Origin of the sequence: Geomonas sp. Red32, assembly GCF_023652955.1 — a bacterium.
Classification (GTDB): domain Bacteria; phylum Desulfobacterota; class Desulfuromonadia; order Geobacterales; family Geobacteraceae; genus Geomonas.
Map to the genome: position 1 here is coordinate 37,982 of NZ_JAKLOY010000004.1, position 24,325 is coordinate 62,306.

A 24,325-nucleotide genomic window follows, 5' to 3' on the forward strand; every position below is an offset into this window, starting at 1 on the left:
ATAACCGCCATCTCCCCCAATGAGGAGCTAGCGGAGGGTGGGCGACGGCACGTAGCCGAACTTCATCGACAGGATCTCGGCACTCTTACGCAAGGACGGGATGATCTCCTCCTCCAGCCGCTCTCCCAGCAGGCGGAACGAGGGCCCGAGCATCATCACCGCGCCTACCACCTTGCCGGCGTAATCCTTTACCGCCACCGCCACCGTGATGAGCCCCTCCCCCATCCCGGAGATATCGACCGCGACCCCCTTCTCCCTGATCTCCTGGAGCTCCCGGTGAAGGGTCTCCAGGTCGGGATACCGCCCGCGCCCCCCTCGCCACTTCTTGGCGATCTTCTCCAGGAGATCCCAGGAATCGATGGCCCTCATGACCTTCCCGGCTGCGTTGGAGAAAAAGGGGAAGCGCTTGCCGACGAAGGCCTCCGCCCTCACCGTCTGCCCCGAGTCGACCATGTCGATCAAGACGACGTCCTCCCCCTTGAGGATGGCCATGTAGACCGCCTCGTTATGCCGGTGGGCCAGGGCCTCCAGCACCGGGTGGGCGTCCTCGATGATGGTGACGTAGAGATCGTCCTCGGGAGAGGGCAGGACCGTTTCCACCAGCGCCCCGGCATACCGCAGATTCCGCGCCCCGTCGAGGAATTTCTGGCCGAAACGCCTCGCCTGCCCGGGCCCGTAGCGCCCGTCCGGGAGTGCGCACTCGACCAGCCCCTGCTCCTCGAGCACCGCCAGAAAGCGCGACGTCTTGTATCGGCTGAGTCCCGCCTTGCGGGCCAGCGCCGAGATCGAGCAGGAATCCCCTTCCGCCGCCAGGATCTCCAGGAGCTCGAACCCCTTTTGAAGGCCATCCACCAGTACCGGTTTCTTGCCCCGTTTCCTCTTTTCCGCCTGCGCATGCTGTTCCGTCTGCCGATCCATCTGACCCTCATATCCAGCATCCCGGCTGGAGCGACGTGTACCATGAGCCAAAAGCGTCGAGCGTCCGACCTCACCAAACCATCAGCGGCTAAAACAGTTGTTTAGTATTTAGCAATGCGGTCACATACTCCCTCCGGCATGCCCCTGGCCCGCCCGCCGAGAGGAAACATCGCGTGGCATCGCGAAAATTTTTCCGGCGTCAGAGAGAACAGGTAACCGTTCTTCCCCGCGAAGAGGAGCAAAATGATTACACGGATGGCGTATGGTGAGAAAAATACTGGTTGCCCTGCAACATGTCAAGGTAAAATAAAACATTATTTTACGATTTTATAATCGTTGAACGGTACAGGCGGCAATTTCGGAAGGCGGAGAGGATGAGGCGGCAGCAGGTCAGGATTGTGCAGGGCTAACTGGTCCAGGAAAACCCGTCGAAAAGTCGATCTGGTGGATGAAAAAGCAGATCTGGTCGAGGGGAAGGCGGAGCTGGCCGAGGGAAGGATGGCCGGTGTGAAGGAAGCGGGGTCCGGCCGGACAAGATTTCGGCGAGCCAGGCGGGAAGGTTATGACGTGGCAGGGGGATCGGGAAAACTGAAGAGGAAGGTGGCGCCGACCCCGACCTCCCCTTGCGCGCGGATGACGCCGGCATGGCGGTCGACGATCCTTTGGGCCGTGCCGAGGCCGATACCGATCCCGGGGAAGTGGGTGGCTGAGGAGGAGCGCTGGAACGGCTTAAAGATGATCTCCGCCTCCTGCTGGTCGAACCCGATCCCGTTGTCGCCCACGAAGAACCAGCGCTTCCCCTCCTCCTCGCGGCAGCCGAAACGGACCTCGGGATGCTCCTTCTGGGATGCGTACTTCCAGGCGTTACCGAGCAGGTTCTCAAGGAGAATCCTGGTGAGGGAGGGATCGCACCACGCGGTGAGCCCCTCCTCGCAGGAAAAGGCCACCGGGGTCTCCAGGTTTCGCTGGGCCAGCTCCAGGGCAATCGTCTGGGCCAGCTCGCTGAGATCGACCTCCTGGTACTTGAGGTCCGACTTGGTGATCCTGGACAACACCAGCATCGACTCGATCAGCGCCTCCATCTTCTCGCAGCTGTTGAGGATGGTCTCCACCAGGGTGTTCCCAATTTCGTCGAACTGGGGCCGGTAAAGGTCGTCGAGGGTCTGGGCGGCGGAATACATGGCGGTCAGCGGCGATCTCAGGTCGTGGGAGAGAGAGTAGCTGAAGGATTCGAGGTCCCGGTTGGCGGCCTGCAGGATCTGCGACTTGTGGACCAGCCGTGCGTTAAGCCGCATGATGTCGGCCTCGGCCCGCTTCCGCTCGCTGGTATCCCGCACGACGCAGATGATGCCGCCGTCGTCGAGCATGGTGAGCGAGACTTCCTGGGGGAAGGAGCTGCCGTCCCTGTGTTTCCCGGTCGCCTCGCCGCGCCATCCGCGGGAGCGGGAAAACCCTTCGTAGATCAGCGGCTCCAACCGCTGGCGCTCCTCGACGGAGTAGAGGTCTTGCCAGCCTTTGCCGACCAGCTCGTCCGCGGAGTCGTACCCGTAGATGTTGGCGTGGGCGCGGTTGAGATAGGTATAAAGGCCGGACGAGTCGAGGATGGCGATACCGTCGAGTGAGCTTTCGATCGCCGCCAATCGCTTGGCGAGCAGTTCTTCCGCACGCCGGTGCTCGGTGATGTCCCGCACCGACTCGACGCCGCCGACGATGGCACCTGAGGAGTCCCGGAGGGGAGCGGTAAGGAACTCGAAGCACCGGTCCTGGCCATGCACGGTATTCTGCCGCACGAGCTTGTGCAACTGGCCGTCCTTGAAGGACTGCACCAGCGCGCAGTCGGGACAGGGCGAGGTCCGGTCATGGTAGGCCGCATAGCAGTACTCCCCGCTATGCTCTCCCATGGCGGCCACGGAGGAGGGGTTCTGGTAGATGATCTTCAGGTCGACGGTCTGCAGGGTCACCGCGTCGGGGATGCCTGCCAGCAGTCCCGCGAAGCGGTTTCTCTCCTTTACCAGCTCTTCGAGGGCGGCATCGAGCGAGCGGGCGATGCTGTCCCGTTGGGCGGATTTTCTCCAGACGTAGATGATGAGCACGACGATGAAGATGATCGACTGCACCCGGTGGAGGACATCGGAGACGGCGGGATGGAAGATATATTGCCGGAGGGACCCGGTGCCGGAGAGGGAGTCGAGATAACTGTCGGCCAGCCAGAGGGCAACCATGAGGAAGCCCCCGGTAACTAACAGGTGCAAGTCGGACTGACGATATTTCGGCAGTGGCGTCAAAGCGAAGGCCCTTGCAAGGTACGAACTCGGCATTGAGAGTAACGTACCAGCCGTTTAAGTTGAATGACGGGCGGCCGGCCTAGGATCGGGGACCGTGCGAATAAGCAGTAACGGCTATGGCTTTCGACTCTTTGATACCACAAATTATAAAAAATTAAATCAGAAATTTTTCTATTCTGAAGTGAGAGCAAAAAACAAAAAAGGCCAAGCTATAAGCTTGGCCTTTGATTATTGTTTGGAGCGGGAAACGGGGTTCGAACCCGCGACTTCAACCTTGGCAAGGTTGCACTCTACCACTGAGTTATTCCCGCTCAATGGAGATCCTGTTTATAGCAAATGAGTCTGTGAGAGTCAAGAAAAAGAGTGTGAGTGAGGCGAGATTTTGTTGAGAGTGCGGGGACCGCAGGGACCTGCAGTCCAAGGGGATAAGGGGGAGGCTATTTGCCGGTGAGCGCCTTGCGGACCGCCTCGTAGACCTCGCGGGGGACGAAGGGTTTCTTGAGGATCAGCTTGGCCCCGGCATCGAGGGCCGCCTGGGCGTCATAATCGGCATCGGAAGCGCTGCAGATAACCACCTTGGCGTTGGGATCCAGCGCGAGCATCTTCTTGGTCGCCTCGATCCCGCTCATGTTGATCATGTAGATGTCCATCAAAACGACGTGGGGGCGCAGGGTGCGGAACTGCTCCACGGCATCGTCTCCGTCGGAGGCATCGCCGGCGACGGTGAAACCGATCTTCCCCAGCATGTCGCGCAGCACATGGCGGAAAAATATCTCGTCATCGACAATGAGAACCTTGATGTCCTGTAAGGCCATTACTCCCCCTGCCCTTGGGGCTTGCCCAGCGTTTTTTCCGATACATTCTATTGATGGGAACGGCAAATGTCAAAGGAATCCAATGGGGTGCGAAGAAACTATCCTGTGGTGCTCCCGCTGCCAGCAAAAAGGCGGCACCCATCGATGAGGTGCCGCCTTTTTTTCCGGGCTGGCCAATCTAGAGGAGCTTTTTCGCCTCCGCGATCACCGCCGCGTAATCCGGCTCCTGGGTAACTTCCGGCACGTGCTGGATGTAGCGGATGCTGTTGTTGCGGTCCAGCACGAAGATCGAGCGGGAGAGGAGCTTGAGCTCGTCGATCAGCACCCCGTACTTGGTCCCGAAGCTGCGGTCACGGTAGTCGGAGAGGGTGACGACCTTGTCGATGCCGGCCGCGCCGCACCACCTCTTCTGGGCGAAGGGAAGGTCGAGGCTCACGGTGAGCACCACCACCTCTCCCGGCAGCGATGCCGCCTCCTGGTTGAAACGACGGGTCTCGGTGTCGCAGACCGGGGTATCCAGGGAGGGGACGGCACTGATTATCTTGACCTTCCCGGCGTAGGTCGCCAGGGTGACCGGTGCGAGGGCGTTGTCGACCACGGAGAAGTCGGGGGCGGCGTCGCCCACCTTGAGTTCCGGCCCCACCAGGGTCACCGGGTTACCCTTGAACGTAACTTTGGGCATGGTTCCTCCTAACAATGAAATTTCGGGAAATGATACGTCATTTCGGGGCGATTGCAAGGGGCGGGGAGATGAAAAGGTGAAGGGGAGGAGCAGAGTGGTGGGAATGGAGAGGGGGTGGCACCTGGCGGAGCCGCGCCCCGGGGAAGACGGAAAAGCGAGCGGAATGGAAAAGGGGACTGGCGCTTATGCAGGCAGTCCCCGGGGGCGAAACGGGAAAATTAGAGGTGGAACTGTCCGACCAGGCGCTGCAGCTGACCGGAATGGTCGGAGAGGGTGGCCGAGGCACGGACCGATTCGGCGGTCTCGCGGGCGTTTCGCTTGATCACCTCCGTCACCTGGTGAATGTTGCTGGAGATCTCCCCGGTGGTGGCGGTCTGCTGCTCGGCGGCGGTCACGATCTGGTTGATCTGCATGGTGACCTCGGTGACCTTCTGGATGATCTCCTCGAGAGCCTCTCCCGACTTCACCGATGCGGCGGTCCCCTTTTCGACCTCCTTGACGCTCCCCTCGATGGCAGCCACCGCGCCGCGGGTCTCCTGCTGGATGGCCTTGATCATGTCGCCTATCTCGCGGGTCGCGCGCGTCGTCCGTTCGGCCAGCGCCCGCACCTCGTCGGCAACCACCGCGAATCCCCTCCCCTGCTCGCCGGCCCGGGCCGCCTCGATGGCGGCGTTCAACGCAAGGAGGTTGGTCTGGTCGGCGATGTCTTCGATGGTCCCGATGATCTCCCCGATCTGGTCGGAGCGGGCTCCCAGCCCTTCGACCGTCTTGGCGGCATCCTTCACGCGCGAGGCGATGATGGCCATGCCGTCGATGGTCTCGCGCACGACACCGGCCCCGGCCTGGGCCGTTCCGGACGCCTGGTCGGAGCTCTCGGCCGCGCTCAGGCAGTTGCTGGCGATCTCGCTGGAGGTGGCGGCCATCTCCTCGGAGGCCACCGCCACCGCGTTGGTCTGGGAGGCGACGTTCTCGGTACCGGATGCTATATGGTCGGCGTTGGAATGGACCTGGCGGGCGGCCACGGCTACCTGCTCGGCGGTGGAAGATATCTGGGAGACGATGTCGCGGACGGTGTTCTGCAGAGTCCCGATCGAGCGGATGATCCGGCTGATCTCGTTGTTGCGCTTGGGTGCTATCTGCTGGGTGAGGTCGCCCTCGGTCATCCTGCCAAGATAGCCCAGGATCCGGTTGAGGGCGTCGTTCACTGTCCAGTAAAGTAGCGAACTGAAGATCACACCCAGGATAACGAAGACGGCGGTGGAAACGACGGCGAAGGAAGCCGAGTACGAGCGCCCCACTATGACAGCCGCGACGATGCAAATGCTGTAACAGATGGAGAGCAGGATGATGCGTGTCTTGATCTTCAATCCAAGGTACAGATTAAACAAAATACCCATAGCGTGGCCTCTCTATCACGTGCTGCGATTTGAGAGGCTTATCGTCGGAAAAGCTTTTTTACTTTAGTGAATACTTTACCGAATCACTCTATTAATTTTCCATAATCAATCGTAAACTACTAATCTAGTGCCTCTTTTTGGCGAGCCCCCGCCGCAAAGGGGCGGGGACCATGTCCAAGCGGGCGAAATCTCACTCCTTTTAGACGGACCAGCCGGGTACTACCACCGTTTGGTGACTTCGATGAGGTGATAACCGAAATCGGTCTTGACCGGTCCGAGGACGGTGTTCAGCTCACCCGTGAAGACTGCTTCGTCGAACTCCTTGACCATCTGTCCCTGAACGAAGGTCCCGAGGTCGCCGCCGCGAAGACGCGACGGGCAGGAAGAGTTCTCCCTTGCGACGGTGGCGAAATCGGCCCCCTCCTCGATCTCCTTCTTGAGCTTCAGGCACTCGTCTTCTTTGTGGACCAGAATATGGCGTGCATTGGCGGGCATAAGATTCTCCTGTAATTTCTTTAGCTGCCGCGGCTTGGCCGTGTTGGGGCCATAGAGCGGACGGCGTGATCTATACCATGGGGGGCCGTTCGGGGTCAAAGGGAAACCTTCATCCATCTCCCCGGGGGGGGCGAGGGGAGGTGAAAAGAAGATATAGGCGTAGTGCGCGGGCGGATGAGGGAGAAGAGGGAAGATTGGGCGGGATCACCGTCGGGGAGGGGCCGCAATGAGGGAGAGGCGGCTCCGCTCCCGCCAGAGCGTCATGTCGCGGACGGCGCCGCGGACAGCCGGATCGCCGCCGTCGCGGTAGGCCGGATGCTGCTCGCCGGGGTCGGTGGCGAGGTCGTAGGCCTCGACCGGGGTGCGGTCGAAGTGGTAGATCCACTTGCGGCTTCCCCGGGTCAGCGCCAGGAAGGAATCGTCGATCGACCCCATGAAGTACAACGGCCGCTCCTCCGCCTGCTCGCGCAGAAGCGATACGCCGGGAAGCCTCCCCCCCTCCAGCCGGAGCCCCATGAGGTCAGCCAGGGTGGGGAGAAGATCGATCTGCTGCCGGGGCCCCCGCACCACCACCGGGTGCTCCTTGAAGCGGGGAGCGTAGATGACGGTGGGAATATGGAGGCACTCCTCGTGGAGGGTCCGCATGCCGTAGCTTTGATGCTCCCCGAACCCCTGCCCGTGGTCCCCCAGGACGACGAAGATGGTGGAATCGGCGAGTCCCCCGCCGGCAACGATCGGAAAGAGCCTGCGCAGAAAGTCATCCGAGTAGCTCACACAGTTGAGGCTGTCGTTCAACAGCTGGTTACCTCCGCTGGCCAGGATCCGTCTCCGCCACGAAGGGGGAGGCTGGTAGGGTGCGTGCCCCACGTTGGTCATCACCGTGAGCAGGAAGGGGCGCTTTGCCGCCCGCTGGCCCGCCACCCACTCCCCTATCGGCTTCAGCATGACGTCGTCGGCCACCCCCATCGTGTTCACCCGGACCGCCCCTTCCCGGCGGAAATCCTCCTCGGAGCGGACCGTGTCGAACCTCAGGTTGGCGACGATGTCGCGCTCGTTGTCGATCTCCAGATGGGTGGCGAGAAAAAAGGCGCTGGCATAGCCGTACGGCTTCAGCAGCTCGGGGAGGCTTTTGGGGCGCGGGTCGGCGTACTGCCGGGTCACCCACGCCTGCGCCGCGATATCGGAGATGGGGTACATCCCGTAGAGTATGCCGATCCAGGCGCTGGAGGTCCGGGGGATAACGGCGTGCATCCTCTCCACGACCGCGGCGTGCCGGGAGAGTTCGACGAGGAACGGCGTGGTCCCCAGCGCCGGATTGTGCAGCGACGTCGAGCGGGCCCGCAGCGATTCCACCATAACGATCACCACGTTGGGGAGGTCCTTCCCCGCCCCTGCCAGCCTCAGGCTGGACGACTCCCAGGACGGTCTCCCGGTGGAGGCGAGTTCCTCGCGGGCACTCTTATCCGCCTCGAAGCAGGGGTCGGCCACCACGTCCCGCACCATGCCGTCGAAGACATCCCGGCTGAACCTTCCGTACTTGGGATTTTCCAGCGTGGGGGCGAAGGGGCTCAGGAGGAATAGGCCGGCCGCCATCGGCACCAGGATGACCAGCCTTCTCCACCGTTCCGCCAACCGGGGGGGATGGAGCTTGAGGTAGCGCCAGGAGACGAAGAAGAGGAGCGGCCCGGAGCAAAGCGCCGCCACCGACGAGGTGCTGAATTCTCCCGCCACCAGGGGGGCGAGGCTCCGCACGTTTTTCAGCAGGAAAAACATGGCCTGGGAGGTCCCGTTTTGCCCGGTGCGGATAAAGTAGCCGAGGTCGGCTCCGGCCAGCAGCAAAAGCGAAACGGTGAACCCCATGAAAAGGGCGCGGGCATGCCCCTGGAAGGCGCGGCCGGCGGCGAGGAGGGCGAGGTGGATCAGGCAAAAGTAGAGGCAGACGAACCCGGCATCGCGGGCGAAGGTGGCAGCCAGGAAATGGATTTCGCCGGTCCAGGTGGCGATGAGGTGAGAAAGGCCGGGGGGGGTACCGCGAACCAGGGCGCTCCCGATTTTCACGGCCAGAAGAAGCAGCGCGGCCGGCAGGGGAAAGAGCCAGCGCCAGCGGGGAGGAGCGATCCTTTTCCATGGCCAGTAGACGCCCAGGGCGAGCAGGAAAAACCGGAAGGTGACCGAGCCGGTGACGACTCGCAGGATCCATTCGCCGCCGTACCCGGGCCAGCGCTGGAACACCACGAGGGACATCCAGACCTTGAGAAGCTTGACCACCAGGAGCATGAGGGCGACCGGCAGCGCCATTCTCAAGGCGGCGCAATGCACCCTCTCCCCGGCGATTTCGGAGCTTTCAGGTTCCCGCATCGGCGTCCTCACGGATATGACCCGTTACGCAGGCCCCTCCCCCGCCGCCCGGCAAGGAAAGAACGAGCATTACAAGCTTCTAATTATATCCGCAAGGATGGTTTTGTCTGCCGTGGGATCAGCATCTCAGGCAGCGGACGTTCCCCTTCTCCCCCCAGCGGGCGAGGGCGCGGTTGAATTCCTTCATTCCGCGCTCCACCGAGCTTGCCAGGGCGAAGCCGAAGAGGGGGCCGAGGAGGCCGCCGAAACGGGAGCTCTGCACGACGGTTACCCCCTGGGGGCCGGGCTCCTCCAGCGAGATGCCGTAGGTCCAGGACATGAGGAGGGAGGTGGTCATGGCGTGGCGCCACTGGAAGCCGCTTTGGGAATCGGCGGAAAGGACGCGGGGCTTGATGACGAAGGGAGGAATGGAAGGAAGCTGCACGGTAAGGCCGAGCTCCCCGCCCTTTTGCAGCGCCCCTTCGGCGCGGACGAAAAGCGGATTCCACTCGGCATAGAGGTTGAGGTCGGAAAGGAGCTCCCAGATGCGCTCCGGTGGAGCCTGCAAGGTCGTTTCGCAGCGGGTCTCTGGCATAGCATACCTCCAGGGATGGGGGATTCCGGCCAGGCTACCGGACCGGGTCGGCGTAGTACTGCTCCATCCGGGCGATCAGGCGGGCCGGGTCGGGGTTGAACGACTTACGCTCATCGGAGGCGAAGTAGGCCTGGTCGGCCTCCTCCCAGCTCTGGTTTCCTTCGTAGCGCTGGATCCAAACGAACTGATTGGTCGCCTCGACCTTCCACGCCGCCGGGATCACGAAACCGAGCTTCTCGCGCAGGGGGCGGATCCTTTCGTTCCATTCCGTCACGAACTGGTCGAGGCCCCCCTTGTTGATGGTGTAGATCCTGATCTGCTCCCTCATGAGCTCACTCCTCGCAATCTTTCCCGCCATGCGGGCGGGGAAAATTCGGTCACTGGCAATCGCCGCAGCGCTCCTGGGTGGTGCCGCTTATCTCCTTGCCGCAGACCCGGCAGGCGTTTTCCCACTCGGGATGCCCCGCCTGGGTCGCGCGGGCCTTGGCCTCCAGCCTCCTGACCTCGGCCTCCATCTCCTCGTTGTACTGATTCTCGAACATGACACTCCTCGTTACGGGCAAATATCCCCTTTTATGCCACGAATGAGATGAGATTACCACACTTCAGCCGCCCTCACCCCCTTCCGGCGCCCTGTGGGAGGATAGAGTTGAGATTGACACGGGCACATTTTCCGCGTAACCGTTTCTGCAGTTGTGAGAGCCGAAAAGGAGGAAGTCTCATGGTAATGCGATGGATGATGGCCGCAGTGTTGCTGCTCGTCGCGAGCAGCAGCGCCTTTGCAATGGAAGGAGAGCGCTCGGTGGAAGCGGCACTGAGCTTGGGGACCGCCCCCGGCACCTCCCGTAGCGAGACCAGGTTCGGCGGGATCATCGGCGCCGGTCTCCAATATGCACTCCCGCAAAACTACTTCACCTTCCTCAGGCTCGACTACCACGTGATCGAGGACAGCTACCTCACCGCGGGCATCGGCCTCGGCTACAGTTTCTGACCCACCGGACATGAACCTGTACGATCGCTACTGCCTCCCCTGCCTGATCAACCTCGTCTGCGGCAGCGCACTTTTCCACGATCTGCGCGCCAAGGCCGTCGGCCGCGCGGAGGGGCGGGTGCTGGAGATAGGGATGGGGGGCGGCCAGAATCTCCCCTTCTACGCGGCGGACAAGGTCGGCTGTGTCTGCGGCATCGAACCGTCCGCGCTCCTTCGCGGCAAGGCGGCCGAGGTGGCCAGATCGTGCGCGGTGCCGGTGGAGATCGTCGATGCCGTCGCCGAGAAGCTCCCGCTGGAGAGCGGGAGTTTCGATACCGTCCTCTTCACCTTCACCCTCTGCACCGTCACGGAGTGGGAGGCAACCCTCCAGGAAGCGAGGAGAGTCCTCAAGCCGGAGGGAAGGATCATCTTCTGCGAGCACGGCATCGCCCCCGACCCTTCCTGCCGGAAATGGCAGAACAGGCTCAACCCGCTCTGGAAAAGGGTATCCGGCGGCTGCAACCTCAACCGCCCGATTCCGCAGCTCCTCGAAGAGGGAGGCTTCCGGATCGAAGGGATGACCACCGGGTACTTCGAAGGGGCGCCCAAGCTCCTCGGCTACCTCTACGAAGGCACCGGCACCAAGCGCTGACGCCCCGAAACCGGAAAGCCCCGGCCACGCCGCAATTTCCATCCGTCATATAAAAAAACAGCAGGGCGCCTGCTCCGGCCGCCCTGCTGTTTCCCTTCATACTCTTCCTTAAATTCTGGACTAGATATCCCAGTTGTCGATCTTCATGGTCCCCTTCTTGGCGAGGTTGACCTGCATCTTGAAGACCCGGTCGAGGAGCTGCGGCTCGTGGCCGGCCTTTCTTTCCAGGCAGTCCTTGGTCGCGATGTCCAGGTACTCCTGCAGAAGCGGCTTGTAGTCCGGGTGCGCACAGTTGTCGATGATGACCTGGGCGCGGGTCTTCGGATCGAGGCCGCGCAGGTCGGCCAGCCCCTGCTCGGTGACCAGCACGTCGAGGTCGTGCTCGGTGTGGTCGACGTGCGGGACGTGCGGGACCACGCAGGTGATGCCGGTCGGGTCGGTCTTGGTCGGGCGGGCCGACGGGGTGTGCATGATGGAGAGGTAGGCGTTCCTCAAGAAGTCGCCGGAGCCGCCAATGCCGTTGATCATGCGGGTGCCGCCTACCAGGGTGGAGTTGGCGTGGCCGTAGATGTCGAACTCGACCGGGGTGTTCATCGCTATGCAGCCCAGCCGCCGGATCGGCTCCGGGTGGTTGGCGATGGAGAGCGGACGCATCATCACCTTGTTGCTGTACTTGTCCCAGTTGTCGTAGAAGCGCTTGAAGCCGTCCACCGAGAAGGAGAGCGAGACGGTGGAGGCGAAGTCGAGCTTACCGGAGTCGAAGAAGTCGAGCATGGTGTCCTGCAGCACCTCGGTCCAGACCTTGAGGCCGGTGAAGGGGCCGTTGGCCAGGCCGCCGATGACCGCGTTGGCGATGGAGCCGACGCCCGACTGCAGCGGGAGCAGGTTGGCCGGGAGCCTTCCCGCCTTCACTTCGGTCGAGAAGAAGTCGATGATGTTGGCGGCGATGGCCGAGGAGGTGTCGTCCTGCTCGCTGAAGGCGCGGCCGTTATCCGGGCGGTCGGACTCGATGATGGCGACGATGCGGTCGTTGTCGATGCGGACGTAGGGGGAACCGGCGCGGTCGTCGACGCGGCTGATCAGGTACGGGAGACGGTTGGGGGGAGCGACCGGTTCGACGATGTCGTGGAGGCCTTCGAAGTTCGGGATCGCAGTGTTGATCTCGATGATGACCTTGTCGGCGATCTGGGCGATCTCCGGCACGGCGCCGCAGGAGGCGGTGAGGACCAGGTCGCCGTTCTCGGTGATGGCGGAGCACTCGATGATGGCGATGTCGAGGCGGCCGCCGTTGTCCTTGGTGTAGAAGCCGTAGCCCAGGTCCTGGGCGAACATGGAGAGGTGCTTGTCACCCATGCGGATGCGGCCGGAGTTGATGCCGGCCTGGATGTTCTTGCCGGTCTGGTACGGCCAGCGGCGGTCGATCATGTCCAGCGATGCCCAGCGGTCCTCGGTCTCGACGCCGACCGAGGCGCCGATGAACAGGTTGAACCTGAGTTTTCCCTGGAGCTGGTTCTTCTCGACGTGGTCGGCCAGCGCGATGGGGACCATCTTCGGGTAGCCTGCGGGAGTGAAGCCGGACCAGCCGACGTTCATCCCGTTTTTGAACATCGGGATGACATCCTCGACTTTCTTGATCCTGGCGTGAAGGCTCGATTTCCTGATCCTGCGGTGAAATTCCTCCGACATGTACCTCTTCCTCCTGACTTGTGGTATGGTGTCCGGTAGTTTATAGATCGAACGTTCGTTCGGCGTCTACAACATATCAGCACGTCGTTCTGTTTGCAATATGAATTGGCATTTCGAGCGTGTTTTTGTTAAGGTCTAGCTCATTTCGAAGGGTTGGGGTGACTATGGAGAAGATCGACGGCAGGACGAAGCTGTTGGAGGTGGGAACCCGCCTCTTTGCCGAGCGGGGGCTGAACGGGGTGAGCATCCGGGAGCTTGCCCAGGAGGCCCAGACCAGCATCTCGATGATCTCCTACTATTTCGGGAGCAAGGAAGGGCTCTACGCGGAGGTGCTCCGGCAGCAGTTCGCAAGCTTCAAGGAGATCCACCAGATCAGGGAGCAGGTCGAAGACCCCGTCGCCATGATCGAAGAGTATCTCCGATGGACCTTCCGGCGGCACCGCAACAACCCGCACCTGCTCCGCTTTTACACGAGCGAACTGACCAACCCGACCCCGTTCTTCGAGCCGATCGTGATGCCGGTGATCGACGAGGTCATCGTGGCGATGGCCGAGGTGATCGAGGAAGGGAAAAAGCGGAAGCAGTTCCGCGAGGACATCCAGCCGACCAACGCCGCACTGGCCCTGGCCGGGATGGTCAACTATTTCTTCCTGAGTCTCCTCGCCACCGAAAACCTGATCAACCACTCGCCCGAACAGGACGACCAGCTCGTCCACCAGTACCTCTCGATCTTCACCAAAGGCGTTGCCGCCTAAGGAGTGATCCGTCAAACGAGTGCCCGCCACCTGCATAAGGGGCGGGCCAGCTCCCCCCTCCCCGGTCGGCCACCTACCCGTCACGCCAGCGAAGCGTTCCTCAACGTATTGACCAACAGAGTGTGGAGACGGTCAACGGCCTCGACCTCCTGCGAGGCTTGGCTGCGATAGACCGACACCTCGACCGGCTGCAGCGGGCCAAAACCATGGTCGCTGCCGAGGATCTCCAGATGCGGCGGAGCGCTGCACTGGGTCAAGACGGCAACGGCCAGGCCGCTTTCCACCGCGGCAATCTGCCCTGCCAGGCTGGAGCTGTTATAAACGACACGATACCGTCTCCCCTGGAGCGCCAGGGAGTTGATGGCGCTTCGCCTCGCGAGACTGGCGCTCTCATAAACGGCAATCGGCAACGGATCGCGTCTCCATACCTGGAACTGGGGGGAGCCTACCCACACCATCGGCTCGTAAAACAGCAGGGTTCCCTGACGGGGATGGTCACGTGAAACCAGTGCCAGATCCAATTCCCCGGCCTCGACCAAGGGGATCAGGGAGGTGGATTGCTCGCAGTTGAGGAGTATCTCCACCGAGCCGTGGTTGGCGGCAAAGCGCTTGAGTACCGGGGTAAGGTACTTCGCCGCATAGTCGTCGGGAACGCCAAGGCGGATGCGGCCACTCAGCTCTTCCCCGTGAAAGGCAGCCTGCGTCTCTGCGTGCAGGTCGAGCATGCGGCGGGCATACCCCTGCATGCGTTGCCCTTCGGCGGTCAGTTGGTGCTGCCGCGGCCCCCGCACCAGCAGTTGGCACCCCAGGGCCGCTTCCAGCTTTTTCAGCTGCATGCTTACCGCCGACTGGGACCGGTAGAGCTCCGGGGCGGCGGCGGATAACGACCCCGAGTCCACCACGGCCACAAAGCATTTCAGCCAGTCGATCTGAAGATCCTGCAATCTCATTCCGCCCTCCTTCCTATTATGATATCGAATAGTTAATAGCAGATTTATTCGCTTTTCTCAAACATCTTCCTGGTATAAGGTTCCTGCAAAGGGTTGGAAAGGAAGCACTTTGCCCTATTTCCCGGGCCGAGTGCATGAATTTCCCGGCCCTCTTTTTTCGATCGCAAAGGATGGAGATGCATGAAACGAGCAACCTTTAAGTATGTAGCGGCCTTGGCCCTTTTCGGCTCCAACGGGATCGTAGCCAGCCATATCTCGTTAAGTAGCTACCAGATTGTCTTCACCCGGACCCTCCTCGGTGCCCTCTTGCTGGCTCTCGTCTTCGCCTTTTCCCGAGAGAAGAGGCAGTTTGGCCATAACGCATCGCATTCCTTGTGCCTTACGGTCTCAGGCGCCGCCATGGGAGCCAGCTGGCTGTTTCTGTTCGAAGCGTATAAGCAGGTCGGGGTCAGTATCGCTACCCTTGCCTACTACTGCGGGCCGATGATCGTCATGGCAGTGTCGCCCCTGGTATTCAAGGAGAAAATAACCGGCATCAAACTGGTCGGTTTGCTATCGGTGGTATCCGGAATGTTTCTGGCGAGCCAGCGGGAGTTGTCGGCAGGTCATGTGTCATGGGGATTGGTATTCGGAATTCTGGCGGCATTTGCCTATGCCGTGATGGTCGTCTTCAACAGGAAGGCAACCAGCATCGCCGGCATCGAAAACCCAATGTGGCAGCTCATAGTCAGCTTTCTTACCGTGGCACTAGTTACCGGGGTCAAGGAAGGTTTCACCTTTCCGGTTGCCACTGCCAATATCGTTCCGGTACTGATCCTGGGCGTTATCAATACCGGTGTCGGCTGCTATCTTTACTTCTCGGCAATTAACGACATTCCCGTGCAAACAGTTGCCATCCTCGGCTATTTGGAACCCCTATCCGCGTTGCTCTTTTCGGCCCTGTTCCTGGGGGAGATACTCGATGGCGGGCAACTTCTTGGGGTAGCCCTGGTGCTAGGCGGCGCAGCGTGCGGAGGTCTTCGGCCCCCTTCGCTCCTGAAGGGACGTGCATGCTGGCGGCTGGGTGTCCGCTACGACAATGAGGAGGGGGGGAGTTGCTTTCCCATTAGCAAGGGAGCACCATAGTCGTATCGTACAAACAGACGAGGTGCGCAATGAAGGATTCAGTTGAGAAGACTATAGAACTGAAGGCGCCGGTTTCGCGGGTTTGGCACGCGCTGACCGACTATCGGGAATTCGGAGAATGGTTCCAGGCCAAGCTGGAATCGCCTTTCACACCCGGGCAGGTGACCACTGGGCACATGACGTACCCGGGATACGAGCACATCAAGTGGGAAGCCGAGATCAAACAGATGGAGCCGGAAAAGCTCTTCTCCTACACCTGGCATCCCTACGCGATAGATCCCTCCGTGGACTACTCCCACGAGACCCCGACGCTCGTCGAGTTCCGTTTGGAAAAGATCGAAACGGGGACCCTCTTCCGCGTGAAAGAGACCGGATTCGACAAGCTCCCGCCCCACCGCCGCGAAGAAGCGCTCCAGATGCATGAGGAGGGATGGGCGGAGCAATTGGAAAACATCCAAAGGTTCGTAACCACCGAGCACAGAGAGTAGCATCCATCCAAAGCCGATGTCCCCGCCAGCACGGCGGGGCATCGGCGTCCCCACGGCAACCGCTTCCCCGCCGCGGTCAGGCCGCGGACCGGACAGGCGACGACGCCTTGCCGGTTTCCGCCTCCAACCGTTCCAAAAGCGCCATCAGCTGCTCCGACTGAGCCATCATCTCCCGGCACTGCTCCGCCGCGGCCCGGTGGTCGCCGGCATTGTAAGAAGTCACGGCGAGCCTGCCGAGCTCGTGTACGCGGGCGTGGGGAGCCTCGATCTCCCGGAAGGCCGCCAGCTGCCCGCAGACTTCCCCCCCCTGCTCCCGCCACCATCTGCCGAATGCGCAGGTCTGGTGCGTCGGCAACGCCTCGGGATCCACCTGCCGGACGCCTGCCAGGTGCGACTTTATCTTGCCGGTAAAGATCATGTGGGCCGTTCTCGCCTTTCTCAGCCGCAGCGCCACCGGCTCGTCGATCCTCAGGGTCGCGATGGTCTCTCCCAGCGACTCGGCCAGTTCGTTCAGCGTGTTGGCCTGGGCCGCCGACTGGTGGGCAGCCCCCGAGGTCTGGCTGGAGACGACAGTTATCTCGTGGATGCTGCCGCTGATCTCGCTGGTGGTCGCCGTCTGCTCCTCGGCGGCCGCCGCTATCTGGTTCAGCTGCATCGAGAGCTGGTTGATCTCCTCCAGGATGGTCCCCATCGCCTCCCCGGAGCGTCCCACCTGCGCCGTCCCGTGCCGGACCTCGCCGACCCCTTCTTCCATGGCAGCCACCGCCCCTCTCGTCTCGCCCTGGATCGCCTTGATCATCTCCCCGATTTCCCGGGTGGCCCTGGTGGTCCGCTCCGCGAGCGCCCGCACCTCGTCCGCCACCACCGCGAACCCGCGCCCCTGTTCACCGGCGCGCGCCGCCTCGATGGCCGCATTGAGGGCGAGGAGATTGGTCTGATCGGCGATATCCTCGATGGTCCCCACGATGGCCCCGATCTGCTCGGACCGTCCGCCGAGCGAGCCGATGGTTGCCGCGGTGGCGGTTACCCGCTCGGCGATGCACCCCATGGCGTCGATGCTCTGGGAGATGATGGCCGCCCCCCGGTTGGCCTCGTCGGTCACCTGCCGGGCACCGTCGGCCGCCAGCTGGCAGTTCCTGGCGATGTCCCCCGAGGTCGCGGCCATCTCCTCCCCGGCGGTCGCCACGGTGGTGGCCTGGGAGGCGACCTGGTCGGCCCCCTCGGTCATCTCGGAGGCCTGCCGGTGGACCTGGGCGGCAGACGAGGTGAGGTCGGCCACCGTGAACCCGATCCTCTCGACCAGGGTGGAGAGGCCATCGGCCATGCGGTCGAAGGAGTTCCCGATGGTGGCGAATTCATCCCCCCCCACCAGCCTCAGGCGCCGGGTGAGATCCCCCTTCTCCATGGCGGCGCTGAAATCGACCAGCGCGCTGGCCCCCCGGGAGACCGAGCGGATGACGAGCACCCCGATGACCCCGGAGCCGAGAATGGCGCCGAGGATCAGGCAAACCGCCACCAGGGTCGTCCGGCGGTACTCGGCCTGCGCCCGCTCGTAGAGGAGCTTGGCATCTTTGGACTGGTAGTCGTAGAAGAGGGTACCGGTGTCGTCGGCCTTCCTGAAGAGGGGATTGATCTTGGTCAGGGTGAGCCTGGTCGCCTCCGTGAACTGGCCGGCCAGGATCGCTTCGCGCACCGGCCCCGCGGCGTCCCTGACGAAGGTCTCCCGCTCCGATGCGAAGCGGTCGAAGAGCTGGCGCTCCTGCGAGTCGTGGATCAGTCCGTCGATCTCCTTGGAGAGCGCGGCAATGTCCTCGATCTGCTGGGCCACCAGGTCGGTGTGGACCTGGACCTCGTGGTCGTGGAGACTCAGGACCTCCGGATGGCCAGGGTCGTGCTGCAAGGCAAGCAGGAGCTGGATCCGGATCCCCCGCATGAGGTCGGTCACCTTGGCGGATTTGTTGAGGATGGTCAGGTTTTCCCGGTAGATGGTCTGGATGTCGCCGTTGCTGTCATGCATGCCGAGAAGGCCGACCACACCGGTCAGGGTAATGAACAGCCATCCGCCGGCCAGTATCAGTTGGATCTTCCTCTTGATGGTCATGTGAGCCTCCATGATGACGATGTCTCTACGGCTGAAAACGTCTGAACCTGCGAGGATGAGGTTCAGAATCTGGCTGCCGGGTGTTTGTCAGAGGGACCGCAGAAAGGTACACTTCACCCAGACAATACTATCGGCGTAATTCACCGAGACTTTACCGGGGAACCCTCTGACAGGAAAGTCACGCACTGTGACCGGGAAAAAACCTTAGAGACAGTCCATGCAAAACCGATTGACATTCAAATGATCATTTGATTATAAGATTATCAGCGTCATCATCCTGGCCCACGTTACCAGGCAACGCCTGCTGCCGACCCACCCACGTTACGAAGACAGCAGTTGCTGTTAATCCGCCCATGTTACGAAACCAGCCGCTGCTGCCGGTCCGCCCACGTTACCGGGCAGCCGCGGCTGTCGATCCGAGGACAAAACCTGTGGACCTCCAACATATCCCCGACCGCCTGTATCAGCAATTCGCCCGCGTCGGCCAGGCGCTCGCCAGCCAGCAGCGGGTCAGAATCCTCAACCTCCTCTGCCAGCGGGATCGCTACGTCGACGACCTCGCCGAAGAGCTGGAGCAAAGCTCGGCCAACACGAGCGCACACCTTAAGATTCTCCGCGAGGCCCACCTCATCGAAATCCGCCGCGAGGGGCGCAACGCCTACTGCTCGCTCTCGGGGAGCCCCGCGGTGAAGCTCTGGGTGGCCCTGCGCGACTTCGGGCTCCAACAGGATCCCATTGCCCGCGAGCTTATGCGGGAATACGGACGCGATGCCGCCGCCGTCCCGGAAGCGCTCGGCGAAGAGGCTCTGGAGATGGTCAGAAACGGCGATGCCGTCCTGGTCGATCTCCGCCCTTCCAGCGAGTACCAGGCCGGTCACCTCCCGCTGGCGCAGAGCATCCCCGTCGAGGAACTCGAAGCCCGCCTCAAGGAGCTTCCCCGCGACAAGGTCGTCTTCATCTACCGCCGCAGCCCCTTCTGTGTCGGGACCGTGAAGGCGGCCAAGATCCTCAAAGAAGCGGGATTCGAATCCCGGCGCCTTCGTGACGGAGTGGCCGAATGGCGGGCGGAGGGAAGGACCCTGCCGGCCCCCCCCGCCCCGGCCGACACCAAGAAAGGAAAAGCAGCATGAACCGCACGAAAAAGCTCCTCCAGTTGGCCCTCCTCATCGGCATCGGCCTTTACCTCTTTCCGCTGGTCAAGGAAAGGTTCGCCTTCGCCGGCGCGCCACCGGCCCTGCACCAGGCTGCTCCCGATTTCACCCTCACGGGAATGTCGGGGAACCAGGTCCGCCTGGCCGATTACCGGGGAAAGGTGGTGCTGGTCAACTTTTTCGCCAGCTGGTGCCCTCCTTGCCGCATGGAGATCCCCGGGTTCCAGAAAACCTACGCCGCCTACCAGGGGCGAGGCTTCACCGTCATCGGCGTCGCCCTCGACGACGTCCCCCCCTCCTTCCTGAAACGGATGGGGATCACCTATCCGGTCGCCTTGGGAAACGAAAGCGTTTTCAATGCCTACGGCGACATATCCAGCGTCCCGGTCTCGTTTTTAATCGGGCGAAACGGCAAGGTGGTCAAGAAGGTGATGGGCTACTACCTCGAGAGCAGCCTGAAAGGCGACATCGAGAAGGCCCTCGCCGGCAAAATCTGACACACCCCCGCGCCTCTCCTTAAACTCTCCCTCCCCTTCAAGGGGAGGGTTGGGGTGAGGATGGGGTAGGGAAAGAACGTCTGTTGTAAATCGGGATAAAAAAAGGAGGGCGAAATGAAGCGGCTTTTCGTCGTGGTGGTTCTGCTGGCTGCTACCAGTGCATGGGGTTTTGATGCGGCATCGCAGTGCGTGATCTGCCATGGGGACAAAAACCGGATGAAGGAACTGGGGGCCGAGGCGATGTACCTCGACCCGGCTCAGGTCGACCGGGAAGTCGGCATGGAGGGGGCGACCTGCGTCGACTGCCACCTCGGTGACGGTTCGCAGGCGACCAAGGAGGGTTCCCACAAGGGGATGCTTCGCCCCTTCGTGGTAGCGGTAGGCCCCAAGGTCAAGGGGGAAGCCCTTTTCCGCGAGGCGGCGGGGGCCCTGCAACCGCTCAACCCGCGCGGGACGGGGATGGACAGGATGATCCCCAAGGGAGACCCGGAAAAGCTGAAAGCCGCGGGGGCCAAAGCCATCATCGGGATCGAGTGGCATGACCGCGACCCCGAGACCATGGCCTACGCTCCCAAGATCGCGGAGCAGACCTGCGGGCGCTGCCACCAGAAAGAGGTGAAGGACTACAACAGCTCGGACAAGGGGCTCTTGAAGCACCAGCGGGCGTTCCGCTCCTGGAGCGAAAGGCTCCCCGGCCCGCAGAACTGCGGCATGTGGTTCGGGCAGAACTACGAGAACCTCAGGGTCCAGACCTCGGTCCCCTACACCCTCGCCCAGAATGCCGCCTCCGACCGCAGCTGCAACCTCTGCCATCCCGGCTGCAACGACTGCCACTACCGCCCCTTCGCCGGGAAAGGGAGCCACTCCTTCGGGCCTCCCGACACCGCCAGCTGCTACGGCGGCGGCCGGGCCAGCGTCTGCCATGCCGGGCCGATGGACCGGCGGCGCGGGGCGGGCTACATGCGGGGCGAGTACGCCTTCCCGAGCACCCTTCAGCCGGGGCCTCACGTGAAGGCGGGCGTGCAGTGCCTTGACTGCCACAAGCCGGTCGACCACAACTTCGGCCACCTCGCCGCCGACGACGCCAGGTCGTCCTGCGCCAAATGCCATGCCGACATCGTCAAGGCGGTGAAGAGCTCCGCCCACAGCAACGTCGACTGCGCCGCCTGCCACGTCACCGTCATCGGCGCCTACCAGTACACCTTCTGGGGCAACGGCAACGTCGCCGGGGTCGAGACCCCCTACGCCAAGCACAAGGAATACTACGGCACCCGCGATCTCCCGACCCTGATCCGGGACGCCGGCGGACGCTGGATCGGCGTCAAACCCTACCCGATGGCGGTACTCAACCAGACCACCGACCTCGGCCCGACCGGACTCCTCTTCCGCTCGATCCCCACCCGCACCATCGCGGGCAACGTCCGGATCGGAGAGCCGCCCGCTTTCGAAGTCTCCCGCGCCGCCACCGACGTCAACGACGCCTTCATCGTGGTCGGCACCCGGGACGACCTCCCCACCGGCAACAAGGCCATCCTCTGGGTCCAGATGGACAAGATGAGCCACGCCCTCGGGAAGCCCCGGGGATGCAGCACCTGTCACGATTCCCATGCCCAGGTCGGTAAATCGGAGTGGAGCTACTTCGAAGGTAAGGACGTGACCAAGCCGTTCAAGGGGAGCTACACGGTGACCGCCGACAAGGACGGGATCCGTTTCAGCGACGTGACATGGGAGGCGCCGTCCCTGGCCCAGGGCCGCAAGCTCCAGGACCTGGCCCCGTTCGCGGTGTTGCCGAAGAACGCCTGGGACGTGAAGGGGATCGATCTCTCCATCCCCTTCAACGACAAGAAGACCAAGAAGGAGCGGAGTAATCTCGACACCTTCCTCGCCGAACTGGACAAGCGCCCCCCGGCCGAAGATCTCCGCAAGATCAAGGTCATCGCCTACCACAACCTTAAGATGGCCAAAGAGATGCTGGAGTCGCGGAAGTAGAGCGGTTCGGGCACCGGACGTAAAAGGGACGGACGTAAAAAGGGGGACAGGCACCAACCGGAGCCTGTCCCCCTTCCTTTTCTCTATCCCCCGTCCCTTCACGGAAGCGGGTGGCCGGAGGCTTTTATCCCTACAGCCGGAACCCTTCCCCGGCAAACTGGATGTTGGCGGGATCGTTGCTGCGCGGCGGCGAAACCGCGTGGACCCCGCCGCACGCCGGGCAGCTGGCGACGAAGGTAGCCAGTAAAAAGCCGGCCCCGCACCCTTGGCAGACCGCCTGCAGCCCCCCGTTAGGGAGCCTCTCATTCTTCAGGGTACCGCCATGGGCCCTCGACACGAACTCCACCAACTCCCTTCCTTCCGCATACGGCCCCGCACCCGCGGAATGCCCGCAACCACAACCACCCATCAGTAACCTCCTTTTGCCGATAAACGATAATCTTTCACTCAGCCGCTCCCCTCCACCTATGGAGAGGGCAGCCCCATCCGGCCCAAATCCCGCCCTGCCCTTTGCTCAAGGCTCCCCAGAAAGCCCCCTTGAAAAAGGTTCTTCCGGCCATCCCGGGGAACGCAGGTCCCCCACTTGTCAAAGGGGGGACAGGGGGGATTTCTCAATCCGGGCAGATCTATGAGCAGGCCAGATAGTACCCTGATTGCGCCAGGAAGCCTTGACCGGCGTCAAAAAGTTGCAGTTACCCCGGCCTTTATCCCGTTAAACAGACTCCCTCCGCCTCCTCCTCCCATTTACATCCCGCACCGGCGGGTTAAAATGCATATCGACCGAAGCCAATTAATCCTGGAGGAGGGAAACATGCAACTGGAGATGCGAGCCGTTGAAGTCGTCTACCCGGAAGGGTGCAACATCATCCTTGGCCAGACCCACTTCATCAAGACCGCCGAGGACCTGTACGAGATCATCGTCACCACGGTACCGCAGGCGAAGTTCGGGATAGCCTTCACCGAAGCCTCCGGCCCCTGCCTGATCCGGAGCGAGGGAAACGATGAAGAGTTGGTGAACAAGTGCCAGAGGATTCTCCAGTCCATCGGGGCGGGCCATGTTTTCTGCGTTCTTTTGCGTGACGCCTATCCCATCAACGTTCTCAACCCGATCAAAAACTGCCCCGAAGTCTGTCATATCTTCTGTGCCACCGCCAATCCCCTCCAGGTCGTAGTCGGCGCGACCGCGCAAGGCGCCGGGATCCTTGGCGTCATCGACGGCAGCGCCCCCAAAGGCATCGAGTCCGGCACCGACCGCGACGCCCGCCGCCAATTCCTCCGCACCATCGGCTATAAGCGGTAAACGGCGAAGGTTAACATTGGTCCCCTCCCCTTCAAGGGGAGGGAGAGGGTGAGGATGGGGGTGAGCAGAGTACCCATTCGGCCGAAACAAGATCTATAATGAAGAGTAGCCCCTTTTCAATATCATGATGGGTGGGGCACCCCGTGCCCGCGCTGAATCGTCCCCTCCCCTTCAAGGGGAGTGACAGGGTGAGGATGGGGTTAGAGAGAAGATGGGGTTAGAGAGAAGGAGAAGCCCGTGAAGATAGCAACCTTCTGGTACGACGGCATGAGGCTGGTGGGGCGGGTCTCCGCCGACGGCACGATGATCACCCAGTTCTTCCTGGGGGGAAGAGGCCACGAAGCCGGAGCCCTGGCACTGATGGAGCGGCTATCCGCCGGGGATTGTCTCGAACAGGGAGCCCCCCTGCCGCTGTCGGAAGTACGCCTCGATGCCCCCTTGCCGCACCCGCGCCGCAACATCTTCTGCGTCGGCAAGAACTACCGAGCCCACGCCCGAGAGTTCGCCCGGAGCGGCTTCGACAGCAGTTCGGCGAAGGCGGGAGACGAGGTGCCGAGCGACCCGATCATCTTTTCCAAGGTTCCCGAGACCGTGATACCGTCCGGCGCCCCGATACGGATTCCGACCGGCGTGTCGGAAGCGGTCGACTACGAAGCCGAGCTGGCCGTGGTGATCGGCCGCGGAGGGAGGGGAATCGCCGCCGGGCAAGCGATGGAGCACGTCTGGGGGTACACCATCATCAACGACGTAACCGCCCGCGACTGGCAGAGCAGGCATCGCCAGTGGCTCTTGGGGAAATCGTTCGACACCTTCTGTCCGATGGGGCCGTGGCTCGTATCCGCCGACGAGCTCGACGGCACCGACACGCGGGTCCGCAGTTGGGTCAACGGCGAACTCCGCCAGGATGGCCGGACCAGCGATTTCATCTTCACCATCCCGCAGCTGATCCAGACCATCTCCGCCGGCGTCACCCTCTATCCCGGCGACATCATCGCCACCGGCACCCCGGCCGGCGTCGGCATCGGTTTCGATCCCCCCCGCTACCTCAAGCCCGGCGACCGCGTCCGCATCGAGATCGACGGCCTGGGCGTCCTCGAAAACCCGGTCGAGTAGGGGGCGACAGAACCGGGCCTGCCG

At 62.4% G+C, this 24,325-nt stretch carries 24 protein-coding genes and 1 tRNA gene; 10 read left to right on the forward strand and 15 right to left on the reverse strand.

Going from position 1 to position 24,325, the window contains the following annotated elements; all coding sequences use genetic code 11:
* Positions 1–27 precede the first annotated feature (27 nt).
* The 11 genes from L4X63_RS11735 to L4X63_RS11785 form a co-directional block, all read right to left on the reverse strand.
* Entirely contained in the window at positions 28–918 is an 891-nt protein-coding gene (locus tag L4X63_RS11735; protein WP_250678824.1) for an IclR family transcriptional regulator, read from the reverse strand.
* Positions 919–1,478: 560 nt separating this feature from the next.
* Positions 1,479–3,170 carry a PAS domain-containing sensor histidine kinase gene (locus tag L4X63_RS11740; RefSeq protein WP_250678825.1) on the reverse strand — a complete coding sequence of 564 codons (1,692 nt, stop codon included), beginning with the start codon at positions 3,168–3,170 and terminating at the stop codon, positions 1,479–1,481.
* Positions 3,171–3,439: 269 nt separating this feature from the next.
* Positions 3,440–3,514: transfer RNA gene (locus L4X63_RS11745), tRNA-Gly, on the reverse strand.
* Between the two features lie 126 nt (positions 3,515–3,640).
* Complete coding sequence (locus L4X63_RS11750) at positions 3,641–4,018, reverse strand: response regulator (RefSeq protein WP_250678826.1); 378 nt, start codon at positions 4,016–4,018, stop codon at positions 3,641–3,643.
* Between the two features lie 178 nt (positions 4,019–4,196).
* On the reverse strand, positions 4,197–4,700 hold the full coding sequence (gene tpx / locus L4X63_RS11755; protein WP_250678827.1) for a thiol peroxidase: 504 nt from the start codon (positions 4,698–4,700) through the stop codon (positions 4,197–4,199).
* Positions 4,701–4,918: 218 nt separating this feature from the next.
* On the reverse strand, positions 4,919–6,097 hold the full coding sequence (locus L4X63_RS11760; protein ID WP_250678828.1) for a methyl-accepting chemotaxis protein: 1,179 nt from the start codon (positions 6,095–6,097) through the stop codon (positions 4,919–4,921).
* A 219-nt stretch (positions 6,098–6,316) separates the two neighbouring features.
* Entirely contained in the window at positions 6,317–6,592 is a 276-nt protein-coding gene (locus L4X63_RS11765) for a peptidylprolyl isomerase (protein WP_350339188.1), read from the reverse strand.
* Positions 6,593–6,796: 204 nt separating this feature from the next.
* Positions 6,797–8,950 (reverse strand): LTA synthase family protein, encoded by a 2,154-nt coding sequence (locus tag L4X63_RS11770; protein ID WP_250678830.1) that lies wholly within the window; start codon positions 8,948–8,950, stop codon positions 6,797–6,799.
* 118 nt (positions 8,951–9,068) lie between these two features.
* Positions 9,069–9,524: an SRPBCC domain-containing protein gene (locus L4X63_RS11775; protein ID WP_250678831.1), complete on the reverse strand. Its 456-nt coding sequence runs from the start codon at positions 9,522–9,524 to the stop codon at positions 9,069–9,071.
* Between the two features lie 34 nt (positions 9,525–9,558).
* Positions 9,559–9,882, reverse strand: coding sequence for an NIPSNAP family protein (locus L4X63_RS11780; protein WP_250678832.1), 324 nt, complete (start codon positions 9,880–9,882; stop codon positions 9,559–9,561).
* Positions 9,883–9,901: 19 nt separating this feature from the next.
* On the reverse strand, positions 9,902–10,066 hold the full coding sequence (locus L4X63_RS11785) for a hypothetical protein (RefSeq protein WP_250678833.1): 165 nt from the start codon (positions 10,064–10,066) through the stop codon (positions 9,902–9,904).
* A gap of 179 nt (positions 10,067–10,245) precedes the next feature.
* Here L4X63_RS11785 and L4X63_RS11790 point away from each other — a divergent pair, with 179 nt between their 5' ends.
* Positions 10,246–10,515, forward strand: a complete 270-nt coding sequence (locus L4X63_RS11790) for a hypothetical protein (protein ID WP_250678834.1) — start codon at positions 10,246–10,248, stop codon at positions 10,513–10,515.
* A 10-nt stretch (positions 10,516–10,525) separates the two neighbouring features.
* Positions 10,526–11,146: a class I SAM-dependent methyltransferase gene (locus L4X63_RS11795; protein ID WP_250678835.1), complete on the forward strand. Its 621-nt coding sequence runs from the start codon at positions 10,526–10,528 to the stop codon at positions 11,144–11,146.
* A 120-nt stretch (positions 11,147–11,266) separates the two neighbouring features.
* Here the strand turns inward: L4X63_RS11795 and scpC are convergent, their stop codons facing one another.
* On the reverse strand, positions 11,267–12,832 hold the full coding sequence (gene scpC, locus L4X63_RS11800) for a succinyl-CoA:acetate CoA-transferase ScpC (protein WP_250678836.1): 1,566 nt from the start codon (positions 12,830–12,832) through the stop codon (positions 11,267–11,269).
* Positions 12,833–12,996: 164 nt separating this feature from the next.
* Here scpC and L4X63_RS11805 point away from each other — a divergent pair, with 164 nt between their 5' ends.
* Positions 12,997–13,587, forward strand: coding sequence for a TetR/AcrR family transcriptional regulator (locus L4X63_RS11805; RefSeq protein WP_250678837.1), 591 nt, complete (start codon positions 12,997–12,999; stop codon positions 13,585–13,587).
* A gap of 80 nt (positions 13,588–13,667) precedes the next feature.
* On the opposite strand, the gene L4X63_RS11810 is transcribed toward L4X63_RS11805, so the two are convergent.
* Complete coding sequence (locus tag L4X63_RS11810) at positions 13,668–14,537, reverse strand: LysR family transcriptional regulator (RefSeq protein ID WP_250678838.1); 870 nt, start codon at positions 14,535–14,537, stop codon at positions 13,668–13,670.
* Between the two features lie 180 nt (positions 14,538–14,717).
* Here L4X63_RS11810 and L4X63_RS11815 point away from each other — a divergent pair, with 180 nt between their 5' ends.
* Positions 14,718–15,662: a DMT family transporter gene (locus tag L4X63_RS11815; RefSeq protein WP_250678839.1), complete on the forward strand. Its 945-nt coding sequence runs from the start codon at positions 14,718–14,720 to the stop codon at positions 15,660–15,662.
* Between the two features lie 29 nt (positions 15,663–15,691).
* Complete coding sequence (locus L4X63_RS11820; protein WP_250678840.1) at positions 15,692–16,150, forward strand: SRPBCC family protein; 459 nt, start codon at positions 15,692–15,694, stop codon at positions 16,148–16,150.
* 76 nt (positions 16,151–16,226) lie between these two features.
* Here the strand turns inward: L4X63_RS11820 and L4X63_RS11825 are convergent, their stop codons facing one another.
* Complete coding sequence (locus L4X63_RS11825; protein WP_250678841.1) at positions 16,227–18,251, reverse strand: methyl-accepting chemotaxis protein; 2,025 nt, start codon at positions 18,249–18,251, stop codon at positions 16,227–16,229.
* Positions 18,252–18,682: 431 nt separating this feature from the next.
* Here L4X63_RS11825 and L4X63_RS11830 point away from each other — a divergent pair, with 431 nt between their 5' ends.
* The 3 genes from L4X63_RS11830 (at position 18,683) to L4X63_RS11840 (ending at position 21,888) form a co-directional block, all read left to right on the forward strand.
* On the forward strand, positions 18,683–19,381 hold the full coding sequence (locus L4X63_RS11830) for an ArsR/SmtB family transcription factor (protein ID WP_250678842.1): 699 nt from the start codon (positions 18,683–18,685) through the stop codon (positions 19,379–19,381).
* Positions 19,378–19,899, forward strand: coding sequence for a TlpA disulfide reductase family protein (locus L4X63_RS11835; RefSeq protein ID WP_250678843.1), 522 nt, complete (start codon positions 19,378–19,380; stop codon positions 19,897–19,899). Before L4X63_RS11830 ends, L4X63_RS11835 begins: the two co-directional genes overlap by 4 nt.
* A 114-nt stretch (positions 19,900–20,013) precedes the next feature.
* Positions 20,014–21,888 (forward strand): cytochrome c3 family protein, encoded by a 1,875-nt coding sequence (locus L4X63_RS11840; protein WP_250678844.1) that lies wholly within the window; start codon positions 20,014–20,016, stop codon positions 21,886–21,888.
* Between the two features lie 130 nt (positions 21,889–22,018).
* Here L4X63_RS11840 and L4X63_RS11845 read toward each other — a convergent pair whose 3' ends face one another.
* Positions 22,019–22,297 (reverse strand): hydrogenase maturation nickel metallochaperone HypA, encoded by a 279-nt coding sequence (locus L4X63_RS11845; protein WP_250678845.1) that lies wholly within the window; start codon positions 22,295–22,297, stop codon positions 22,019–22,021.
* A 402-nt stretch (positions 22,298–22,699) separates the two neighbouring features.
* On the opposite strand from L4X63_RS11845, the gene L4X63_RS11850 reads away from it, so the two are divergent.
* Together L4X63_RS11850 and L4X63_RS11855 are read left to right on the forward strand one after the other, a co-directional pair.
* Positions 22,700–23,188, forward strand: a complete 489-nt coding sequence (locus L4X63_RS11850) for an adenosine-specific kinase (RefSeq protein ID WP_250678846.1) — start codon at positions 22,700–22,702, stop codon at positions 23,186–23,188.
* A gap of 237 nt (positions 23,189–23,425) precedes the next feature.
* Positions 23,426–24,301 carry a fumarylacetoacetate hydrolase family protein gene (locus L4X63_RS11855; RefSeq protein ID WP_250678847.1) on the forward strand — a complete coding sequence of 292 codons (876 nt, stop codon included), beginning with the start codon at positions 23,426–23,428 and terminating at the stop codon, positions 24,299–24,301.
* Positions 24,302–24,325 lie beyond the last annotated feature (24 nt).